The organism is Microbacterium sp. Z6_144 (assembly GCF_057197625.1).
On sequence record NZ_JBXVPT010000002.1, the window covers coordinates 654,487 to 673,482 of the forward strand.

The window sequence follows — 18,996 nt, forward strand, 5'->3', positions numbered from 1 at the left end:
CCCTCTGAGGATCATGACCCGCGACACCGCTCCCCCCTCGTCCATGCTCCGCTCCCTGGCGAGACTCCTGCCGTTCGCCAAGCCGGTGGCCGGTCGGCTCATCCTGGGTGCGGTCACCGCGCTCATCGCGAGCCTTCTCGCGCTCGGCATCCCACTCATCCTCGAAGTGATCGTCGGCGAAGGCGGCCCCATCACCGCCGGTGAGCCCTGGCTCGTCGCCGTCGGCGCGGGCGCCATCCTGGTGCTCGGCCTTCTCGAAGCGCTCATGGTGTGGGCGCGCCGCTGGTTCGTCCTGGGCCCCGCGACCAAGGTCGAGTACGACCTGCGCACCGACTTCTACGCGCGCCTGCAGCGCCTTCCCGTCGCCTTCCACGACCGCTGGCAGTCGGGGCAGCTCCTCAGCCGGATGATGCAGGACATCAGCCTCATCCGCCGCTGGCTCGCCTTCGGCCTCATCCTGCTGGTCGTGAACCTGCTGACGATCGTGGCGGGTTCGGCGATCCTGTTCACGTGGCACTGGGCGCTCGGGGCCATCTTCGTCATCTGCGCGCTGCCGCTGTGGATCTCCGGGTACCTCTTCGAGAAGCGGTACGGGATGCTGTCGCGCCAGAGCCAGGATCAGGCCGGTGACCTGGCGACCTCGGTCGAGGAGAGCGTGCACGGCATCCGCGTCCTCAAGGCGTTCGGTCGCGGCAAGCACGCCCTGCAGAAGTTCGCCCGTCAGGCCGAGACCCTCCGCGGGACCGAGCTGGCCAAGGCGCGCGCCGTCGGCTGGATCTGGTTCTGGCTCGTGCTGCTGCCCGACATCGCGTTCGCGCTGTGTCTGGGCGCGGGCATCGTGCTGGTCCAGATGGGCGAGCTGCAGGTGGGGCAGCTGATCGCGTTCTTCGCGATGGCGACGATCCTGCGGTGGCCCGTGGAGTCGATCGGGTTCCTCTTCTCGTTCCTCGTCGACGCCCGCACGGCCACCGACCGCATCTTCGAGGTCTTCGACGAGCAGAACACCATCACCGACCCCGCCGAGCCCCGCACCATCGCCGACGTGCGGGGCGAGCTGGCGTTCGAGGGCACCCACTTCCGGTACCAGGATGCTCCGGCCTCCACCCGGGATCTCCTCGACGGCATCGACCTCGTGCTGCGGCCGGGGGAGACCATGGCGCTCGTCGGACTGACCGGTTCGGGCAAGACCACGCTCACCACCCTCCCGGGCCGGTTGTACGACGTGACCGGCGGCCGCGTGACGCTCGACGGCGTCGACGTGCGCGACCTCGAGTTGCGTGAACTCCGCCGGCACGTCGGCATGGCCTTCGAGGACGCCACGCTCTTCTCCGCATCCGTGCGCGACAACGTCCTGCTCGGCCGGGAGGATCTCATCCCCGGGTCGCCGGAGGCGGAGGAGGTGCTGCGCGAAGCGCTCGACGTGGCGCAGGCTGCCTTCGTCTACGAGCTTCCGAAGGGCCTCGACACCGTGATCGGCGAAGAGGGGCTCAGCCTCTCGGGCGGTCAGCGTCAGCGCCTGGCGCTGGCCCGCGCCGTCGCCGCGCGGCCCGCGGTGCTGGTGCTGGATGACCCCCTGTCGGCGCTCGACGTCGACACCGAGGCGCTCGTGGAGGAGGCGCTGCGAAGGGTGCTCGCCGACACCACGGCGCTCATCGTGGCCCACCGCCCCTCGACCGTCATGCTCGCCGACCGGGTCGCGCTGCTGGAGGCCGGTCGCGTCACGGCCGTCGGCACGCATTCCGAGCTGCTGCGCGACAGCCAGCACTACCGGTACGTGATCTCCAGTCTCGAGGCCGAGGCCCTTCGACGGGCTCAGGCACCGGGGGAGGGCCGGCGGCGCTCCGCCGAGCGCGAAGAACTCTCAGAGACCGAGAAGGAGGTGACCCGATGAGCACCACGACGGTGACCGGAACCAGCGGCGAAGACCGCTCCGACTACTCGCGCGACGAAAGCCGCACCATCCGGCGCCGCTCGCTGCGGCTGCTGGGGTCGCTCGTGGCGCCCCTCCGCTGGCAGCTGGTGCTGGCCGCGGTCGTGCTGATCGTGTCGACGGCGCTCCGGGTGGCGGGCCCCGCCCTCGTCGGCTACGGCATCACGACGGCTCTTCCGGCGGTCGTGGACGACATGAACTGGATGCCCGCCATCCTCGTGGTCGTCGTCTACCTCCTCACCGGCGTCGCCGGGGCGGCGCTGATCGGCTGGTACGCCGTGGTCGCTGCGCGCCTCACGCAAGCGATCATGTTCGACCTGCGCAAGCGCATCTTCCTGCACACGCAGCGCCTGAGCCTGGAGTTCCACGAGTCCTACACATCTGGGCGGATCATCTCGCGCCAGACCAGCGACCTCGACACCATCCGCGAGCTGCTGGACGGCGGGCTGAACGAGCTCGTCTCCGGGCTCCTCTACGGCGGCTTCACGCTGATCGCCCTGCTGCTGCTGGACTGGCAGTCCGGCATCATCCTCTTCGTCATGGGTGTGCCGCTGTTCTTCCTCATGCGGTGGTTCTACCTCCGCTCGCAAGTGGTGTACCGCGAATCCCGCGTGATCAGCGCACAGGTGATCGTGAAGTTCGTCGAGACGATGACGGGCATCCGCGCCGTGAAGGCGTTCCGCAAGGAGCCGCGCAACGATGAGGAGTTCGGCAAGCTCGCCAGCGACTACCGCGACATCAACATGCGCTCGATCCGGCTGTTCGGCACGTTCGAGCCCGGCCTCATGGCCGTCGCGGCCGTGACCCTGGGCGTCGTGGTGCTGTGGGGCGGGCTGCGCGTGCTGGACGGCACGTTCGAACTCGGACTGCTGCTGGCCGCGGTGCTCTACGTGCGCAACTTCTTCGCCCCGATGCAGGAGGTGGCGTTCTTCCTGAACTCCTACCAGTCGGCCACGGCGGCGCTCGAGAAGGTCTCCGGCGTGCTCGAGGAGCAGCCGACGGTGCCCGACCCGACCTCTCCGGTCGATCTGTGGAAGGCCCGCGGACACGTCCGGTTCGAGGACGTCGTCTTCGGCTACTCCGGGGACCGCGTCATCCTGCCCGACTTCTCCCTCGACATCCCGGCGGGCCAGACGATCGCGCTGGTGGGGACCACGGGGGCGGGTAAGTCGACGCTCGCGAAGCTCGTCGCGCGGTTCTACGACCCCACCTCGGGGCGGGTCACCCTGGACGGCGTCGACCTCCGCTCGCTGCATCCGAAGGACCTGCGTCGCGCGATCGTCATGGTGACGCAGGAGGCGTACCTGTTCTCGGGGACCGTCGCCGACAACATCGCCCTCGGAAAGCCCGACGCGACGCTGGACGAGATCAAGGCGGCGGCGCGCGCCGTGGGTGCCGACGAGTTCATTCAGGCGCTTCCGGACGGATACGGCACCGATGTCAACAAGCGTGGCGGGCGCGTGTCGGCCGGGCAGCGGCAGCTGATCTCGTTCGCGCGGGCGTTCCTCGCCGACCCCGCGGTGCTCATCCTCGACGAGGCCACCGCGTCGCTCGACATCCCGAGCGAGCGGCTCATCCAGGAGGCGCTGCAGACGTTGCTCGCCGACCGCACCGCGATCATCATCGCCCACCGCCTCTCGACGGTGGCGATCGCCGACCGCGTGCTGGTCATGGAGCACGGGCGCATCATCGAGGACGACCTGCCGGAGACGCTCATCGCCGGCACGGGCCGCTTCGCGCAGATGCACGCCGCCTGGCAGGACTCCCTCGTCTGACGCGGCCGGTCGCGGGTCCCTCGTCTGACGCGGCCGGTCGCGGGTCCCTCGTCTACCCGCGCCGGCCGCGCCCCGGTCGGAGGATCGCACGAAGGTCGGGGGATCCGCGTGAAATCCTCCGACGGGGATGCGGTGCTCCGACACGAGCGCTTGCGCGGGGGAGCGCGGCCGGCGGGCGGGCGTCGTCGTCCGGTCGGGGGATCGCATGAGGGTCGGAGGATGTGGCTGGGATCCTCCGACGGAGGTGCGATTCTCCGACCCGTTAGCGGACGAGGTGTGCGCCGGCCGCGATCGCGCGGGAGATCGTGCGAGCGACCGCCGGCCAGTCGTGTCGGACTTGCGCGTAGCTGAAACGCAGCACCGTGTACCCGCGGAGGCGCAACTCCGCATCGTGGATGAGGTCGCGCGTGCGATCGGCCGAACTCGAGTGATACGCGAACCCGTCGACCTGGATGACGAGCCGTTCACCGATCAGCACGTCCACCGGGCGCCCGGCCAGGACCACCTGCTGCCGAAACGGCACGCCCCACGCGCTGAGCCGGTAGGCGAAGTGCGTCTCCAGCCCTGAGTCCGACAGTTCGTTCACATGATCGGCGCACCATCTGGCATCCACACTCGTCCACTTCACCGCGCGGAGCGCCAGCGCGTTCAGTCCCTCACGCCGCATCGCCGATTCCCACACGGCGAGGGCATCCTCCCGGGGAAGACACGACGCGATGTGTGCCAGCGCATCCTCGGTCGATTCCTCCAGGGACCGGCGGGACGTCGGTGCGATCGCCTTCGTCCAATGCACGACGCCGCGGAAGCCCTCGTCGCCCCCGACCGCTCGGCCGTGCGGGTTCAGCGACAGATGCAGGCGCCCGTCGTCACCCTCGGGCACCCACCACTCCCGCCGGCGTGCGACCGAGAGGCACGCGATCCGGCCGCCCGCCTGAGCGGCCGCGATCTCCGCGCGGGGCGCGTCGGGCAGAGCCAGCCACACCCGGCGATGGCGGCGGATGTCCCCGCCCGAGCTCACTGCGCTGCGCAGACCGGCGGCGGAGAAGCCGGCATCCAGCGCATCATCCCGGTGCGCGATGCTGCCTCTCGCGCGGAGCCATCCCTCGAGGTCGAGCATGCTCCGAGCCTCGCGCGTCCGGCGCCGCCCGCATCCGCCCCGCCGCCACTCGGGGAGAACCCGTGCAGCTCGGCGTCTGGGGAGGAGGGATGCCGCGTCACCTAGGTCGGAGAATCCCACCCCGGTCGGAGGATGAGGGCTGGATGCTCCGACCTTCAGGCGAATCTCCGACCCGGGTATCGAGCCTCAGCGCGCACCGCGCGCACGACGCGCGCGAGCGACGCGCGCACGACGCGCAGCAGCGGCGACGCGCGCGCCTGCCGCGGGCTCCGGTCGGACTAGAGGCGGATCTCGGCGATGACCTCGCCGTACTCCGTCTCGCCCGTGGGCGTGAAGCCGACGGCCTGGAAGAAGGCCTCGGGGCCCTCCTCGCCGGGCTCGTAGATGACGTCGACGTGGTCCATGCCGCGCCCGCGCGCCTCGGCGAGCAGGCTCTCCAGGGCGAAGCGGCCGATACCGCGCCCCTGGTCGTCGGCGTCGACGTTGATGCGCCACAGGACCGAGCGGAAGTGCTCCTGCGGGGCCTCGGGGTCGAAGTTCGCGCTGACGTATCCGACGACCTCGTTGTCATCGAGGATGACGCGCTGCCAGGTGGTCTGCGGGTTGAGCACGGTCGCGGCGATGCCATAGCTCAGCGGCGCGAGGAATTGCTCCTGCCCCGGTTTGAGCGAAAGCGTGTTCACGGCGACGATCGTCGCGGCGGACAGTTCTTCGAGGCGGAGGGCGGCCATAGCCACAGGCTAGCCGGGATGCGGCGGGTTCGGAACGCGCGTTCCCCAGTGCTACGGAGATATCTCGACATCAAGATATCTCCGGCGCGTGCGATAGGCTGGAGGCCGACCCCGCGACGGCCTTTTGGAGAGACACACGTGCCCGACTCCACCATCATCTACACCCACACCGACGAGGCTCCGGCCCTGGCGACCGCATCCTTCCTCCCCATCGTGCAGGCGGTCACCCGCCAGGCAGGGGTGGAGGTGGAAACCCGCGACATCTCGCTCGCGGGGCGCGTCCTGGCTGCCTTCCCGCAGCGACTGACGCCGGAGCAGCAGGTGGGCGACGCGCTCGCCGAGCTGGGGGGCCTGGCGACCCTGCCCGAGGCCAACATCATCAAGCTGCCGAACATCTCGGCCTCGATCCCGCAGCTGAAGGCGACGATCGCCGAACTGCAGGGGCAGGGATACGACATCCCCGACTACCCCGACGAGCCCGGCTCGCCCGAGGAGAAGGACATCCGGGCACGGTACGACCGCATCAAGGGGTCGGCCGTGAACCCGGTGCTGCGCGAGGGCAACAGCGACCGCCGTGCGCCGCTGTCGGTGAAGAACTACGCCCGCAAGCACCCGCACCGCAACAAGGCGTTCCCGGAGGGCTCGAAGACCCGCGTCGCGACCCTCGGACACGATGACTTCCGCGCCAACGAGGCCTCGGTCGTGATCCCCGACGACGACGTGCTCACCATCCAGCACGTCGCCGCCGACGGCACCGTGACGACCCTCAAGGACGGACTCACGGTGCTCCCCGGGGAGATCGTGGATGCCACGTTCCTCTCCGCGAAGGCCCTCGACGCGTTCCTCGCCGAGACCCTGGAGACGGCCAAGGCCGACGACGTGCTGTACTCCGTGCACCTGAAGGCCACGATGATGAAGGTCAGCGACCCGATCATCTTCGGCCACGTCGTGAAGGCGTACTTCGCCGACGTGTTCGACCGGTACGGCGACGCGATCGCCGCGGCCGGCCTCACCGCGAACGACGGCCTGGGCGCGATCCTCGCGGGCCTCCCGGCGGTCGACGGCGGGGACGAGATCGCCGCAGCGATCGCCGCCGACATCGAACGCGGACCGCGGCTGTCGTACACGAACTCCGACAAGGGCATCACCAACCTCCACGTCCCCTCCGACGTCATCGTCGATGCATCCATGCCCGCCCTCATCCGCAATGGCGGCAAGCTGTGGGGTGCCGACGGTGGCGAGGACGACACGCTCGCGGTCATCCCGGACTCGTCCTACGCGGGGATCTACCAGGCGGTCTTCGACGACGTCAAAGCGCACGGACCCCTCGACCCCGCCGTCATCGGCACCGTCCCCAACGTGGGGCTCATGGCCCAGGCGGCGGAGGAGTACGGCAGCCACGACAAGACGTTCGAGATCGCCGACCCCGGTGTCGTGCAGGTCGTGAACTCCGCCGGCGACGTGCTGCTCGAGCACACCGTCGAACCGGGCGACATCTGGCGCGCGACCCAGACCAAGGACGTGCCGGTGCGCGACTGGGTCAAGCTCGCCGTGTCGCGCGCCCGTGCCACCGGGGCGCCCGCGGTCTTCTGGCTGGACGCCACGCGCGCCCACGACGCGCAGCTGATCCAGAAGGTGAACACCTACCTCGGCGATCACGACACCGAGGGCCTCACGATCGAGATCCTCCCGCCGGTGGAGGCCACGCGCTACTCGCTGGAGCGCATCCGCCGTGGGGAGGACACGATCTCGGTCACCGGGAACGTGCTCCGCGACTACCTCACCGACCTGTTCCCCATCCTCGAGGTGGGCACGAGCGCCAAGATGCTCTCGATCGTGCCGCTCCTGGCCGGCGGCGGACTGTTCGAAACCGGCGCGGGAGGGTCCGCTCCGAAGCACGTCCAGCAGCTGCTCTCCGAGAACTACCTCCGCTGGGACTCGCTCGGCGAGTTCTTCGCCCTCGCCGCCTCGCTCGAGCACCTCGCGCAGACGACGGGGAATGCACGGGCTCAGGTCCTCGCCGACACGCTGGATGCGGCGACCGGCACCTTCCTCGAGAACGACAAGTCGCCCGGGCGGACGCTGGGCAGCATCGACAACCGCGGGAGCCACTTCTACCTGACGCTGTACTGGGTGCAGGAGCTGGCCAAGCAGACGTCGGACGCCGACCTCGCCGAGGTGTTCGGCCCGATCGCCGAGACGCTCGCTGCCAAGGAGCAGGAGATCGTCGACGAACTCCTCGCCGTGCAGGGGTCCCCGGTCGACATCGGCGGGTACTACCACCCCGACGAGGAGAAGGTGCGCGAGATCATGCGCCCCTCGGCCACCCTCAACGCGATCGTCGACGCGATCGGCTGAGCGGCCTTCCCACACGAAGAGCGGATGCCTCGGCATCCGCTTTTCGTCGTCTCAGGCCAGCTGCTCCGCCAGCCACGCGACCTGTCGCGTGAGCTGGTACGACTGGCCGCCCTCGTGGTCGTTGTGCCGGAACACGTCGATGTCTCGTGGGCCCGCGTAGGCGTTGTAGGCGGCGAACACCGTCGACGGCGGGCAGGTGAGGTCCATCAGCGCGGTGGAGAAGAGCGCCGGGGCATCCGCGCGCTTGGCGAAGTTCACGCCGTCGATATACGACAGCGTGCGGAACACCCGCTCCTCCGCGCCGCGGTGAACGGAGAGGTACCGCACGATCTCGTGGTACGGATCGCGGTCGGTCAGGCCCACCGCGCGCTCGAAGTGGCAGAGGAAGGGCACGTCGGGTATGACCCCGACCAGGCCCGAGCACAGCCCGGCGGCTGCCAGCGCGATGCCGCCGCCCTGGCTGGCGCCGGCGACCGCGATCCGGTCGGGGTCGGCACCGGGGAGGACGCGCGCCGCGTCCACCGCGCGGACGGCATCGGTGAACACACGGCGGTAGTAGTAGTCGACCGGGTCGTCGATGCCGCGCGTCATGAAGCCGGGGGAGGCGGGGCCGGCGCCGTGCGGATCGGCGGTGTCACCGCCCGATCCCCACCCGGAGCCCTGGCCGCGGGTGTCGACGATGAGGTGCCCGTAGCCGCAGGCCGACCACCCGAGCCGGTCCACGGGGAGGCCTCGCCCGCCGCCGTAGCCCAGGTACTCCACGACCACCGGGAGCAGTTCGTCGCGCCCCGCAGGGCGCAGGTACCACGCCTTGATGGGGTCTCCGGCGAATCCGGGGAAGGTCACATCCCACACGTCCACGGTGCGGAGCATGGTGGGCGCGCGCGTGATGACGGGTTCCCCGCCGACCGCCCGCGACTGGGCGAGCGTGCGCCCCCAGAAGGCATCGAAGTCGTCGGGCTCGGCCACCTCCGGGCCGTATTGCTCGAGTTCGGTCAGCGGAAGGTCGAAACGCGGCACCCCGTCACCATAGCGTGGGGGCGACGCTCAGTAGTGCACCGAGACCTGCGTGCCCTTGGGTGCCCAGTCGTAGAGGAACTTCGCCGCGTTCACGGGGAGGTTGACGCATCCGTGGCTCATCGGGTTGCCGAAGTTGTTGTGCCAGTACGCGCCGTGGAACGCCTGGTCGCCGTTGAAGTACGCCACCCACGGCACGTTCTCGGTGCAGTAGGGGGCACCGTCGAAGCAACCCATGTCCTGCATCGGGGTCTTCCATCCGATGCGGAAGTTGCCCGGCTGGGTGGCCGACCCGGGGAGCCCCGACGAGGCCGCCCAGGACTGCACGATCTGGTCGTTCTCGTACAGGGTGACGCGCTGCGTGCTGAGGTTCGCGTCGATCCGGCGGACCAGGTTCGTCGTCGTGAAGGGCGTCTCCGTGACGGTCAGCGGGAAGGCCGCCTGTCCGTCGCTGAGCATCGTGGCGAACTGGTTGGCGATCCCGTCGGTGCTCTCCAGTGCGCGGCCGGTGACGCCTGCGGTCTGCTCGCGCAGCACCGCTCCGGCCGAGTCCGCGATGACGGTGGCGTTGACCGGATCGCGCAGGACGGCGGCGGGCAGGCCGTCGACGACGGGCTGGATGGCGGACGGGTCGGCGTCGACGACGAAGCCGCCGTCCTCCACGCCCACGGTCAGCCAGGATGCGGCGACGGCGCGGTCGACGGGAACGGTCCGCTCCTCACCCACGTAGAACCCGACCGTGTCGAGCATGCCGTTCAGGCCGCCGGCGGCGGCCGCGGCCTCCTCCGTCGTCGCGGTGGGTTCGACGGGGACGACGGCCACCTCGAACGAACCCGTCGTGGTGCCGGAGTCGAACGTGCGCTCGAGGGCGGCGCGCACCGTCTCGAGGTCGATGCCCTGACCGGGTACCGCGTCGGTGACCGCGTAGCTGGCGGATGCGGCGTCGAAGGAGACGGCGGCGTCGACGGGATCGACGAACAGCGCTCCCGCGACGCTGCGCAGCGTCTCAGTGGCACGCGCCTCGTCGAGGGCGACGGGCGCGTCGATCTCGCCGGGGAACCACCCGGACGGATTCCACATCGGATGGGCCGCGAACGCCGCCTCGGCGGCGGCATCGGCGTCCACCGTGGCGCCCAGCTCGGCGCCGGTGACGGTGAATTCGCCTTCGTCGGTCTCGAGCACGAGCGTGGTGTCGGCCAGACGCGTCGCGATGGCGTCCGCGGCCGCGCCTGCGGTCATCCCGCCCACCGGCACTCCGGCAACGGCCGTGCCGGGGGCGATCAGCACGAGCGACGCGGCGACGAGCGCGATGACGGTGGCTCCGGCGGGGATGCCGATCCACAGCGCCGCGCGGCGTTTGCGCGTGCCGCCATCGGTCGGTGCCCAGGCGTACGCGGGACCGTCGCCGTCACCTGCGGGGGTCGCGTCGTGCGCGCCCTCCTCACCGGCATCCGGTCGTGTTGCCAGATCCGTCATGTCGTGGCACCCCTTCTCGTTCATTCATGGTAAGGGAGGACACGCACCCCGGGGGCAACGTTCCTATCACGGTCGATCGCCCAGGCACAGGTCCTCGTACGTGGAGGCGGCCTGTTGGAAGGAGGTGCCGAGCTCGGTGACCTCGCCCATCCGTGACGGGTCGCCGGCGGCGGCGGCGGCCACCGCTTCGGCGGCCAGGCCGAACGTCGCCCGGAGCGCCGGCAGGAACGCGGCGATGTCGTCGTTGGTCACCTGCTCCGAGAGGCTGACCAGTTCACCGGATGCGGACTCCAGCGCCGATACGACGGCGTCCGGGTCGTCCGGGGACGCGGCGGAGAACGCCGCCGTCGCCTCGTCGATCGACTGGGCGACGATGGCGCACGCGTCGGCGGTGGACTGACCGCCGTCCCCCGGAGCGTCCGTCGACGCACCGGATACTCCGGCGGTCGCGGTGAAGGTGGGGGTGCCTGCGCACCCGCTCAGGGCGAGACCGGCGGCCAGCACGACCGCACCGAGAGCGTGGCGTGTCTTCATCAGGTGCTCCTTCAGCGAGATTTCTACGCTAGGCGGCATCGAGCTGCCGCTGTCATCCTTCCGGGATAGCGTTCGTCATCCTTCGGTATGACCTTTCGCGCAGGTCCGTGAGGGCGAGCGGGGAGAGCCCGCGGCGCGGACAGACGGGGTCTTGCGCTCGGTTAGTTCGTAAGGTCTACTAACAAACGTGAGCAGTTCTCGTCAGACCGCCTCCCGCGCCTTCGGGGTGAACCGCGCGCTCCGCCCGAACGGGAAGGTGCTCCCCGAGCAGGCTCGCACGCACAACCGGTCGCTGGTGCTGCAGACGCTCTTCTCCCGCGGGGCGATGAGCCGGGCCGACCTCGCACGGGAGACGGGGCTCACGCGCGTCACGATCTCCGACCTGGTTGCCGCCTTGATCGCCGAGGGCTACGTCGCGGAGCAGGGGATGCGGGAGTCCTCGCGCCCCGGCAAGCCCGCCATGCTCGTCGACGTCGACCGCGCCGGACACCGCATCGTCGGCATCGACCTGTCCGGCAGCGACGCGATCCTCGGTGCGGTGCTGACCGTGGACGGGGAGATCGTGGCGCGGCGCTCCGTCCCCGTTCCCCCCGCCGGTGCCGACGTCGTCGGCATCGTGGCCGACCTGGCCCGCGACCTGGTCGCCGACTCGCACGCCCCGGTTCTGGGTATCGGAGTGGGTTCGCCCGGTGTCGTGGACGATGCCGGGGTCGTGCTGACCGCCCCGACCTTCGGGTGGGAACGGCTGGACCTGCAATCCGCGCTGTCGGATGCACTCGGTCTGCCGGTCCTCGTGGCCAACGACGCCAACGCCGCCGTCCTCGCCGAGTACACCTTCGGCGGTTCGCGCGACGACGTGCTGCTGGTCAAAGTCGGGCGCGGCGTCGGGTCGGGCCTCCTCGCCGGCGGACGGCCGATGCGCGGCGGACGCTTCGCCGCGGGCGAGATCGGGCACGTGACCGTCGGCACCGACGGCGGCCCGCGCTGCGTGTGCGGCAAGGTCGGATGCCTCGAGGCGTGGCTGTCGGTCCCGGCTCTGTCGGCGCGCCTGGAGGGCGCATCGGCGGCGGACCGCGACGGCGTGCTCCGCGATGCGGGGGAGAGGCTCGGCATCGCGCTGGCTCCCGTCGTGGGCGCGCTGGACCTGTCGGAGATCGTCCTCTCCGGTCCTCCCGAACTCCTCGGCGGCGCCCTCGCGGACTCCACCGCCGAGACCCTTCGTGCCCGCACGCTCGCCCAGTTCCACGACGGCGTCCGGGTGCGGATGACGGAGCACGGGCGGGACATCGTCCTGCGCGGTGCGGCCGTCATGGTCCTGTCCGGACGTCTGGGGGTGTCCTGAACATCCGGCCATCCGAGAGCTTCGGCTCGATCCCTGCCCCACAGAAACCATGAAGGAAGGCACCATGAACAGAAAGCTCGCTTCCCTCGCGCTCGTCGGCGCGTCGGCAGTGGCACTCGCCGGCTGCGCCGGTGGTGGCAGTGCCGGCGGAGACGGCGACGGCGCCGAGATCCGCGTATGGCTGAACGGAACGGACACGCCCGAAGAAGCCAGGGACTACCTCATCGAGACCTTCGAAGAGGAGAACCCCGACGCCACCCTCGTGATCGAGGAGCAGACCTGGGACGGTCTCGTCGACAAACTGACCACCAGCCTGTCCAGCTCCGACAGCCCGGACATCGTCGAGTTCGGCAACACGCAGGCCCCCGCGTTCACCTCGGTGGGGGCGCTGCTGGACATCACCGACATGTACGACGACCTCGGTGGCGACGACCTGCTCCCCGGGTTCGTCGAGGCCGGCTCGTACGAGGGGGCGTTCTACGCCCCGCCGCTGTACTCCGGAGCGCGCGTGGTCTTCGCCGACCCGGCGTTCATGTCGGCGGCTCCGGCGACGCTGGCGGACTACGTCGCGCAGTCGACGGAGCTGGCCGCGGCCAACCCGGGCACGTCCGGCATCTACTTCGCCGGTCAGGACTGGTACAACGCCCTCCCGTTCATCTGGGAGAACGGCGGCGAGATCGCCGTGCAGGACGGCGACGAGTGGGACGCGCAGTTCTCCTCGCCGGAGTCGCTCGCCGGTCTCGAGCAGGTGCAGGCCCTCATGATGAACGCGTCGGTGGCCCCCGAGGACGGCGACAACGCGGAGCCGTGGACGCCCTACTGCGAGGGCGCCGCGATCCAGTTCTCGGCGCCGAACTGGGCGCTGGGTCTGGCGAGCGAGTGCGAGACCGACAACCCGCCGGCGGCGCCCTTCGTCTACGCCCTGCCCGGTGCGGACGGCGGGGTGGCGCAGGCCTTCGCGGGCGGGTCGAACATCGGCATCTCCGCGCGGTCGGCGAACCCCGAGCTCGCCATGAGCGCTCTGGAGATCATGCTCAGCGACGAGTTCCAGACGATCTACGGCGAGAACGGTCTCATCCCGGCCAAGCAGTCCCTCGCCTCGACGCTGGGCGACAGCGCGGAGGCGGAGGCGTTCACCACCGCCGCCGCGAACGCGAAGCTGACCCCGCCCTCGCCGAACTGGGCGGAGGTCGAGGCGTCGCGGGTGCTGGAGGACTTCTTCGTCCAGGTCGCCCAGGGCGGTGATCTGCCGGTGCTCGCCGCCGAGGTGGACACCAGGATCGAAGACATCCTCAACGGATGACGCCCCTCCTGCCGGCGGAACCGCCGGCTCTCCGTTCTCGCGCAGGAGAGCGACCGACACACGGGAGATGCCATGACACCCCTGCGGAGCGATCTCGCGCCCGCCGTGAGCGGCGTGGACGGAGAACGGCTGGTCGCGCCTGCACCATCGCGGGGGCGGCCGGGGCGCGGGCGCAGACGCCGCGGGGGGTTCACCCCGTACGCGCTGCTGCTGCCGGCACTCGTCGCCCTGGCCCTCCTGTCGGCCTGGCCGCTCGTGCAGCTCGTGGTGATGTCGTTCCAGGAGTTCGGACGAGCGCAGGTGTTCGGCCGGCCGCCGGAATTCATCGGCGTCGGCAACTACGTCGCCGTGCTGACCGACCCGGAGTTCTGGCAGGTGCTCTCGCGCTCGCTGGCCTTCGCGGCCGTCTGCGTCGTGCTGACGATGCTCCTCGGCATCCTCATCGCCCTGCTCATGCGACGGCTCGGCGCGGTGCTCCGCACGCTCGTGTCGATCGGGCTCCTCCTGGCCTGGGCGATGCCCCCGCTGTCGGCGACCATCGTGTGGGGCTGGATCTTCGACACGCAGTACGGGGTGCTCAACCACATCTTGAGCAACGGGTTCGGCCTGCCCTTCGACGAACACTCGTGGCTGCTCGCACCGGAGAGCTTCTTCCTCGTGGCGACGGTGATCATCGTGTGGGGCGCGGTGCCGTTCGTCGCCTTCACCGTCTACGCCGGCCTCACCCAGGTGCCCGAGGAGGTGATGGAGGCGGCCCAGCTGGATGGCGCGGGCGCGGCCAAGCGGTTCTTCCTCGTCGTGGTGCCCTACCTGCGCCCGATCCTCACGGTCGTGATGATCCTGCAGGTGATCTGGGATCTCCGCGTCTTCACGCAGATCTACTCCCTCCAGTCGATCGGCGGCATCGCGGAGCAGACCAACACCCTCGGCGTCTACATCTACCGCGTCTCACTCGGATCGGGCGACTTCGGTGCCGGCGGGGCGATCTCCGTGCTCGTCGTGCTGCTGCTGGTGGCGCTCTCGGCGTTCTACGTGCGCCGCACCGTGAAGGAGGAGACGCTGTGACCGCGCGGACGCGTCACCGCGCCGGGTCGCTGCTGGCCGGTGCCGCCGCCATCGTCGTCTTCGCCTTCTCCGCCTTCCCCGTCTACTGGATGGTGAACACCTCGCTGCAGCCGAACGCGCAGGTGCGTGGCAGCGACCTGCACTTCTGGCCCGAGAACGCCACGCTGGAGAACTACGCCGGGGTCATCTTCCGCGCCGACCGCGCCCCGTTCCTGCCGGCCCTGGGCAACTCCCTCGCCGTGGCGCTGCTGACCGTCTTCGTCGCGCTGGTGTTCGCGTTCCTCGCAGCCCTCGCCGTGTCGCGGTTCCGGTTCCGCTCCCGCGGGGCGTTCCTCGTGACGATCCTCGTGGTCCAGATGATCCCGGCCGAGGCGATGATCATCTCGATCTTCCGGCTCGTGGACGGATGGCAGCTGCTGAACACCGTCGTGGGGCTGACGGCGGTCTACGTCGCCACCGTTCTGCCCTTCACCATCTGGACTCTGCGCGGGTTCGTCCAGGGCATCCCGGTCGAACTCGAAGAGGCGGCGATGATCGACGGCCTCAGCCGCGCGCAGGCGTTCTGGCGCGTCACGTTCCCGCTGCTGGCGCCCGGGCTGGTCGCCACCGGGGTGTTCGGGTTCATCCAGGCATGGAACGAGTTCGTGTTCGCGCTGGTGCTCAACCCCCGCCCAGAGGCCATGACACTGCCCGTCTGGCTGCGGACGTTCCTCGATCCCAACGGCGGCATCAACTGGGCAGAACTCATGGCCGGCTCCACCCTCGTCGCCCTCCCGGTCGTCGGATTCTTCCTCATCGTCCAGCACCGCATGACCAGCGGCCTCGTCTCCGGGGCGGTCAAGGGGTGATGGGGGCGCTCCCGTCCGCGGATGCGTCGCCCGGCATCCGCGTCGGACTGGACGTGGGCGGAACCAAGACCGACGCGGTCGCGCTGGACGCGGCGGGTGTCGTCGTCGCGCGGGTGCGGCACGCGACGAGGTGGGGCGCCGATGCCGTGATGCGGGGCATCCTCGCAGTCGTGGAAGACCTCGCCGCGCAGCCGTCGATGGCGCGGCAGCGGGTGACGTCGGTCGGCGTGGGCATGCCGGGGCAGGTGGAGCGCGGCGGATCGCGCATCGTGCACGCCGTGAACCTCGGCATCGAGCGGCTCGATGTGGCGGCGACCCTCGCTCGCGCTCTCGGGGTGCCCGTCCGCGTGGAGAACGATGTGAAGGCCGCCGCGGCCGGCGCCTACGCGCTCCACGGCGCGGAGGGGGCCATGGCCTACCTCAACCTCGGCACCGGCATCGCCGCGGGCTTCGTCGTCGATGGGGAGCTCTGGCGTGGCGCCCGCGGAACGGCGGGGGAGGTGGGCCACATCTCCGTCGACCCCGCCGGCCCCCCGTGCCGGTGCGGGCAGCGCGGATGCATCGAGGCGCTCGCCGGGGGCGCCTCCGTCGCCGAGCGGTGGGGACGGGCAGCTCCGCTGCCGGTCCGCGCGGTGTTCGATGCGGCCGACGCGGGTGATCCGCAGGCGCGGATGCTGCGCGCCGATCTCGCGCGCGGGGTTGCTGCAGCCCTCCGCATCCTGGTGCTGACCGCCGACGCCGACGTCGTCGTCCTCGGTGGCGGGCTCACCGCGCTCGCGCCGCGCCTGACGGCCGACGTGCGGGCAGCGCTGGCGGACAGCGCGGCCGCGTCCCCGTTCCTGCAATCGCTAGGGTTGGAGCACCGGGTCGAACTGTTGCCGGCGGGCTCGCCCGCCGCCGCGCTGGGTGCCGCGCTCATCGGAGCCGCACCGGAGGAGGTGCTCAGTCGTGGCTGAAGTCGTGATCGTGTCCGACCGTGCCGAGGCCGGAACGCTCGTCGCCGACGAGATCGCGCGTCTCGTGCGTGGGCGCCCCGATGCCGTGCTGGGACTTGCCACCGGCTCCACCCCGCTTCCGGTCTACCAGGCGCTCCGGGAGCGATTCGCCGGGGTGGACGTGTCGCACGTGCGCGGGTTCGCCCTCGACGAGTACGTGGGCCTGGATCCGCAGCATCCGGAGAGCTACCGATCCGTCATCCAGCGGGAGGTCGTGGAACCGCTCGGGCTCGACCCGCGCCGGGTGCACGTGCCGGACGGCTCTCTGGACGGCATCGAGCACGCCGGGGAGGACTACGAGCGCGCGATCTCCGAGGCCGGCGGCGTCGACCTGCAGATCCTGGGCATCGGCACGGACGGCCACATCGGCTTCAACGAGCCGGGGTCATCGTTCGCCTCCCGCACCCGCGTGAAGACGCTGACGCGGCAGACCCGCCTCGACAACGCCCGGTTCTTCGACTCGGTCGACGACGTGCCGCAGCACTGCATCACGCAGGGCCTCGGCACGATCCTGCAGGCGCGCCATCTCGTGCTCCTCGCGTTCGGCACGGGCAAGGCCGAGGCGGTCGCCGCGGCCCTCGAGGGGCCGCTGACCGCCTCGCTTCCGGCGTCGGCGGTGCAACTGCATCCGCATGTCACGGTCGTCGTCGACGAGGATGCCGCGGCGGCGCTGCGCTTCGCCGACTATTACCGCGACACGTTCGCCCGCAAGCCCGAGTGGCAGGGACTCTAGCCACCCGAGCGCGGGGTCAGGGCGCGAAGACCTTGCCGGGGTTCAGGATGCCGGCGGGGTCGAACACGCGCGCGATCTGCCGCTGCAGCTGCCACTGATCCTCGCCCAGCTCGTCCACCAGCCACCGACGCTTGAGCACGCCGACTCCGTGCTCTCCGGTGAGCGTGCCGCCCAGGGCCAGTGCGGCCTGGAAGAGTTCGCCGGCGGCCTCCCAGATCGCCTCGGGAACGTCCGGTCCGGGAAAGACGAAGTTCGGATGCAGGTTGCCGTCGCCGGCGTGCGCGACGGTGGGGATCGCGACGCCGTGACGGCGCTCGATGTCAGCGATCGCGTCGAACATCGCCGGGAGGGCGCTGCGCGGCACCGAGACGTCCTCGATGAGCGTCGTGCCGGCCTGCTCCCACGCGGGATGCATCGAACGGCGGACGAGCAGCAGCTCCTCGGCCCGGGCGGTGTCGGCAGCGATGACGACGGCGCCTCCGGCGGCAGCGAGCACGGCGGCGATCGCGTCGGCCTCGACCGTCGCGGCGGGTCCGTCGGTCTGGATGAGCAGCTGGGCGGCGCCGGCGGCCGGGGCCGGCAGACCCAGGTAGGCGTGGGTGCGGGCGAGGGTCGCCGCATCCATCAGTTCCATGATCGCCGGCTGCACGCCCGAGGCGGTGACGGCGGCGGATGCGACGGCGGCGGCGCGCACGTCGGGGAAGGTGGCCGACAGCGTCCGCACCTCGCCCGGCACGAGACGCCGGAGTTTCAGCGTCGCCGCCACCACGATGCCGAGGACCCCCTCGGAGCCGATCACGAGGGAGGTGAGGTCGAGCCCGGTGACCCCCTTGACGCTGCGGTGTCCGAGGCGAAGGAGGCGTCCGTCGGCCAGCACGAGGTCGACGCCGAGGACCGCGTCGCGCACGACGCCGTACTTGGCGCACAGGAGGCCGCCCGCGCCGGTGGCGATGTTGCCGCCGACCGTCGAGATCGCGCGGCTGGCGGGGTCGGGTGCCCACCACAGGCCCTGCTCGGCCAGCACTGCGTTGAGGTCGGCGTTGAGGATGCCCGGTTCCACGACGGCGAGGAGGTCGTCGCGGCGCACCTCGAGGATGCGGTCCATCCGGCGCAGCGACAGCGAGATCTCGCCGGTACCGGTGTTGGCGGCGCCGGCGAGGCCCGTTCCCGCGCCGCGGGGGACGACCGGTGTGCCCGTCTCGGTCGCGATCCGCATCACGGCCTGCACGTCGGCGACCGAGGCGGCGTGCACGACGGCCAGCGGCATCCCTGCGGCGGCGTGGCCGGACTTGTCCGCGCGCGCGGCGGTTCGGGCTTCGTCGGAGATGTCGACGCGCTCGCCGAGGGCGGCGACGAGGCGTGCGACGACGTCGGCGGTCACCCGAGACGCCGCAGGCCGACGACGAGGCCGAAGGCCACGGCCACCACGCCGAAGCCGAGCCCGATCCAGGGCTGACCCATGCTCCACCAGGCGATCGTCGCCGACAGATAGACCAGCAGTTCCACGACGGCGCGCACGAAGGGGTGCACGGCCAGCACGGCGCGCGGGGAGACGAACAGGGCCCACACGAGGAGGGCGAGGACGGGAGCGCCGATGCCGAAGACGAGGTTCCACGGGAACGCCCACGCGGTGAAGCCCCACAGTGCGAGCGTGCCGAACGCGAGAACGCCGCAGAGGACGGACACGACGTCGACGACCGACAGGGCGGGGCGCGTGCCGGGTTCTGGCGGGGTCTCGGCGCGCACGCGAGGGGTGTCGGTCATGGCTGCCA

Annotated in this window: 16 protein-coding genes; 9 read left to right on the forward strand and 7 right to left on the reverse strand. The window is 70.8% G+C overall.

The window, feature by feature from the left end:
- Positions 1–13 precede the first annotated feature (13 nt).
- Together AC2DGY_RS15150 and AC2DGY_RS15155 are read left to right on the forward strand one after the other, a co-directional pair.
- Positions 14–1,891, forward strand: coding sequence for an ABC transporter ATP-binding protein (locus AC2DGY_RS15150; protein ID WP_484510581.1), 1,878 nt, complete (start codon positions 14–16; stop codon positions 1,889–1,891).
- Entirely contained in the window at positions 1,888–3,705 is a 1,818-nt protein-coding gene (locus AC2DGY_RS15155; RefSeq protein ID WP_484510582.1) for an ABC transporter ATP-binding protein, read from the forward strand. The genes AC2DGY_RS15150 and AC2DGY_RS15155 overlap by 4 nt, the downstream gene beginning before the upstream one ends.
- A gap of 262 nt (positions 3,706–3,967) precedes the next feature.
- Here AC2DGY_RS15155 and AC2DGY_RS15160 read toward each other — a convergent pair whose 3' ends face one another.
- Together AC2DGY_RS15160 and AC2DGY_RS15165 are read right to left on the reverse strand one after the other, a co-directional pair.
- Complete coding sequence (locus AC2DGY_RS15160) at positions 3,968–4,822, reverse strand: endonuclease domain-containing protein (protein ID WP_484510583.1); 855 nt, start codon at positions 4,820–4,822, stop codon at positions 3,968–3,970.
- A 278-nt stretch (positions 4,823–5,100) separates the two neighbouring features.
- On the reverse strand, positions 5,101–5,553 hold the full coding sequence (locus tag AC2DGY_RS15165) for a GNAT family N-acetyltransferase (RefSeq protein ID WP_484510584.1): 453 nt from the start codon (positions 5,551–5,553) through the stop codon (positions 5,101–5,103).
- A 138-nt stretch (positions 5,554–5,691) separates the two neighbouring features.
- On the opposite strand from AC2DGY_RS15165, the gene AC2DGY_RS15170 reads away from it, so the two are divergent.
- Positions 5,692–7,911 (forward strand): NADP-dependent isocitrate dehydrogenase, encoded by a 2,220-nt coding sequence (locus tag AC2DGY_RS15170; RefSeq protein ID WP_484510585.1) that lies wholly within the window; start codon positions 5,692–5,694, stop codon positions 7,909–7,911.
- A gap of 51 nt (positions 7,912–7,962) precedes the next feature.
- On the opposite strand, the gene AC2DGY_RS15175 is transcribed toward AC2DGY_RS15170, so the two are convergent.
- From AC2DGY_RS15175 to AC2DGY_RS15185, 3 genes are all read right to left on the reverse strand, one after another.
- Positions 7,963–8,931 carry an acetylxylan esterase gene (locus AC2DGY_RS15175; protein WP_484510586.1) on the reverse strand — a complete coding sequence of 323 codons (969 nt, stop codon included), beginning with the start codon at positions 8,929–8,931 and terminating at the stop codon, positions 7,963–7,965.
- A 27-nt stretch (positions 8,932–8,958) separates the two neighbouring features.
- Entirely contained in the window at positions 8,959–10,404 is a 1,446-nt protein-coding gene (locus AC2DGY_RS15180; RefSeq protein WP_484510587.1) for a L,D-transpeptidase family protein, read from the reverse strand.
- A gap of 66 nt (positions 10,405–10,470) precedes the next feature.
- The gene (locus AC2DGY_RS15185) at positions 10,471–10,938 is read right to left on the reverse strand and encodes a hypothetical protein (protein WP_484510588.1); all 468 of its coding nucleotides are present in this window, start codon (positions 10,936–10,938) and stop codon (positions 10,471–10,473) included.
- 187 nt (positions 10,939–11,125) lie between these two features.
- Between AC2DGY_RS15185 and AC2DGY_RS15190 the strand changes: the two genes are divergently transcribed.
- The 6 genes from AC2DGY_RS15190 to nagB all read left to right on the forward strand — a co-directional run bounded on the left by AC2DGY_RS15190 (position 11,126) and on the right by nagB (position 17,224).
- Positions 11,126–12,280 (forward strand): ROK family transcriptional regulator, encoded by a 1,155-nt coding sequence (locus tag AC2DGY_RS15190; protein WP_484510589.1) that lies wholly within the window; start codon positions 11,126–11,128, stop codon positions 12,278–12,280.
- A 64-nt stretch (positions 12,281–12,344) separates the two neighbouring features.
- Positions 12,345–13,583 carry an extracellular solute-binding protein gene (locus AC2DGY_RS15195; RefSeq protein ID WP_484510590.1) on the forward strand — a complete coding sequence of 413 codons (1,239 nt, stop codon included), beginning with the start codon at positions 12,345–12,347 and terminating at the stop codon, positions 13,581–13,583.
- A gap of 72 nt (positions 13,584–13,655) precedes the next feature.
- Positions 13,656–14,648, forward strand: a complete 993-nt coding sequence (locus tag AC2DGY_RS15200; RefSeq protein WP_484510591.1) for a carbohydrate ABC transporter permease — start codon at positions 13,656–13,658, stop codon at positions 14,646–14,648.
- Positions 14,645–15,496, forward strand: a complete 852-nt coding sequence (locus AC2DGY_RS15205; RefSeq protein ID WP_484510592.1) for a carbohydrate ABC transporter permease — start codon at positions 14,645–14,647, stop codon at positions 15,494–15,496. Before AC2DGY_RS15200 ends, AC2DGY_RS15205 begins: the two co-directional genes overlap by 4 nt.
- Positions 15,497–15,531: 35 nt before the next feature.
- A complete protein-coding gene (locus AC2DGY_RS15210; protein ID WP_484510623.1) occupies positions 15,532–16,452 on the forward strand; it encodes an ROK family protein in 921 nt (306 codons plus the stop codon).
- Positions 16,445–17,224 carry a glucosamine-6-phosphate deaminase gene (nagB, locus tag AC2DGY_RS15215; protein ID WP_484510593.1) on the forward strand — a complete coding sequence of 260 codons (780 nt, stop codon included), beginning with the start codon at positions 16,445–16,447 and terminating at the stop codon, positions 17,222–17,224. Before AC2DGY_RS15210 ends, nagB begins: the two co-directional genes overlap by 8 nt.
- A 16-nt stretch (positions 17,225–17,240) precedes the next feature.
- On the opposite strand, the gene AC2DGY_RS15220 is transcribed toward nagB, so the two are convergent.
- Together AC2DGY_RS15220 and AC2DGY_RS15225 are read right to left on the reverse strand one after the other, a co-directional pair.
- Positions 17,241–18,605, reverse strand: a complete 1,365-nt coding sequence (locus tag AC2DGY_RS15220) for an FAD-binding oxidoreductase (RefSeq protein WP_484510594.1) — start codon at positions 18,603–18,605, stop codon at positions 17,241–17,243.
- Positions 18,602–18,988 carry a YrdB family protein gene (locus tag AC2DGY_RS15225; RefSeq protein WP_484510595.1) on the reverse strand — a complete coding sequence of 129 codons (387 nt, stop codon included), beginning with the start codon at positions 18,986–18,988 and terminating at the stop codon, positions 18,602–18,604. The genes AC2DGY_RS15220 and AC2DGY_RS15225 overlap by 4 nt, the downstream gene beginning before the upstream one ends.
- Positions 18,989–18,996 lie beyond the last annotated feature (8 nt).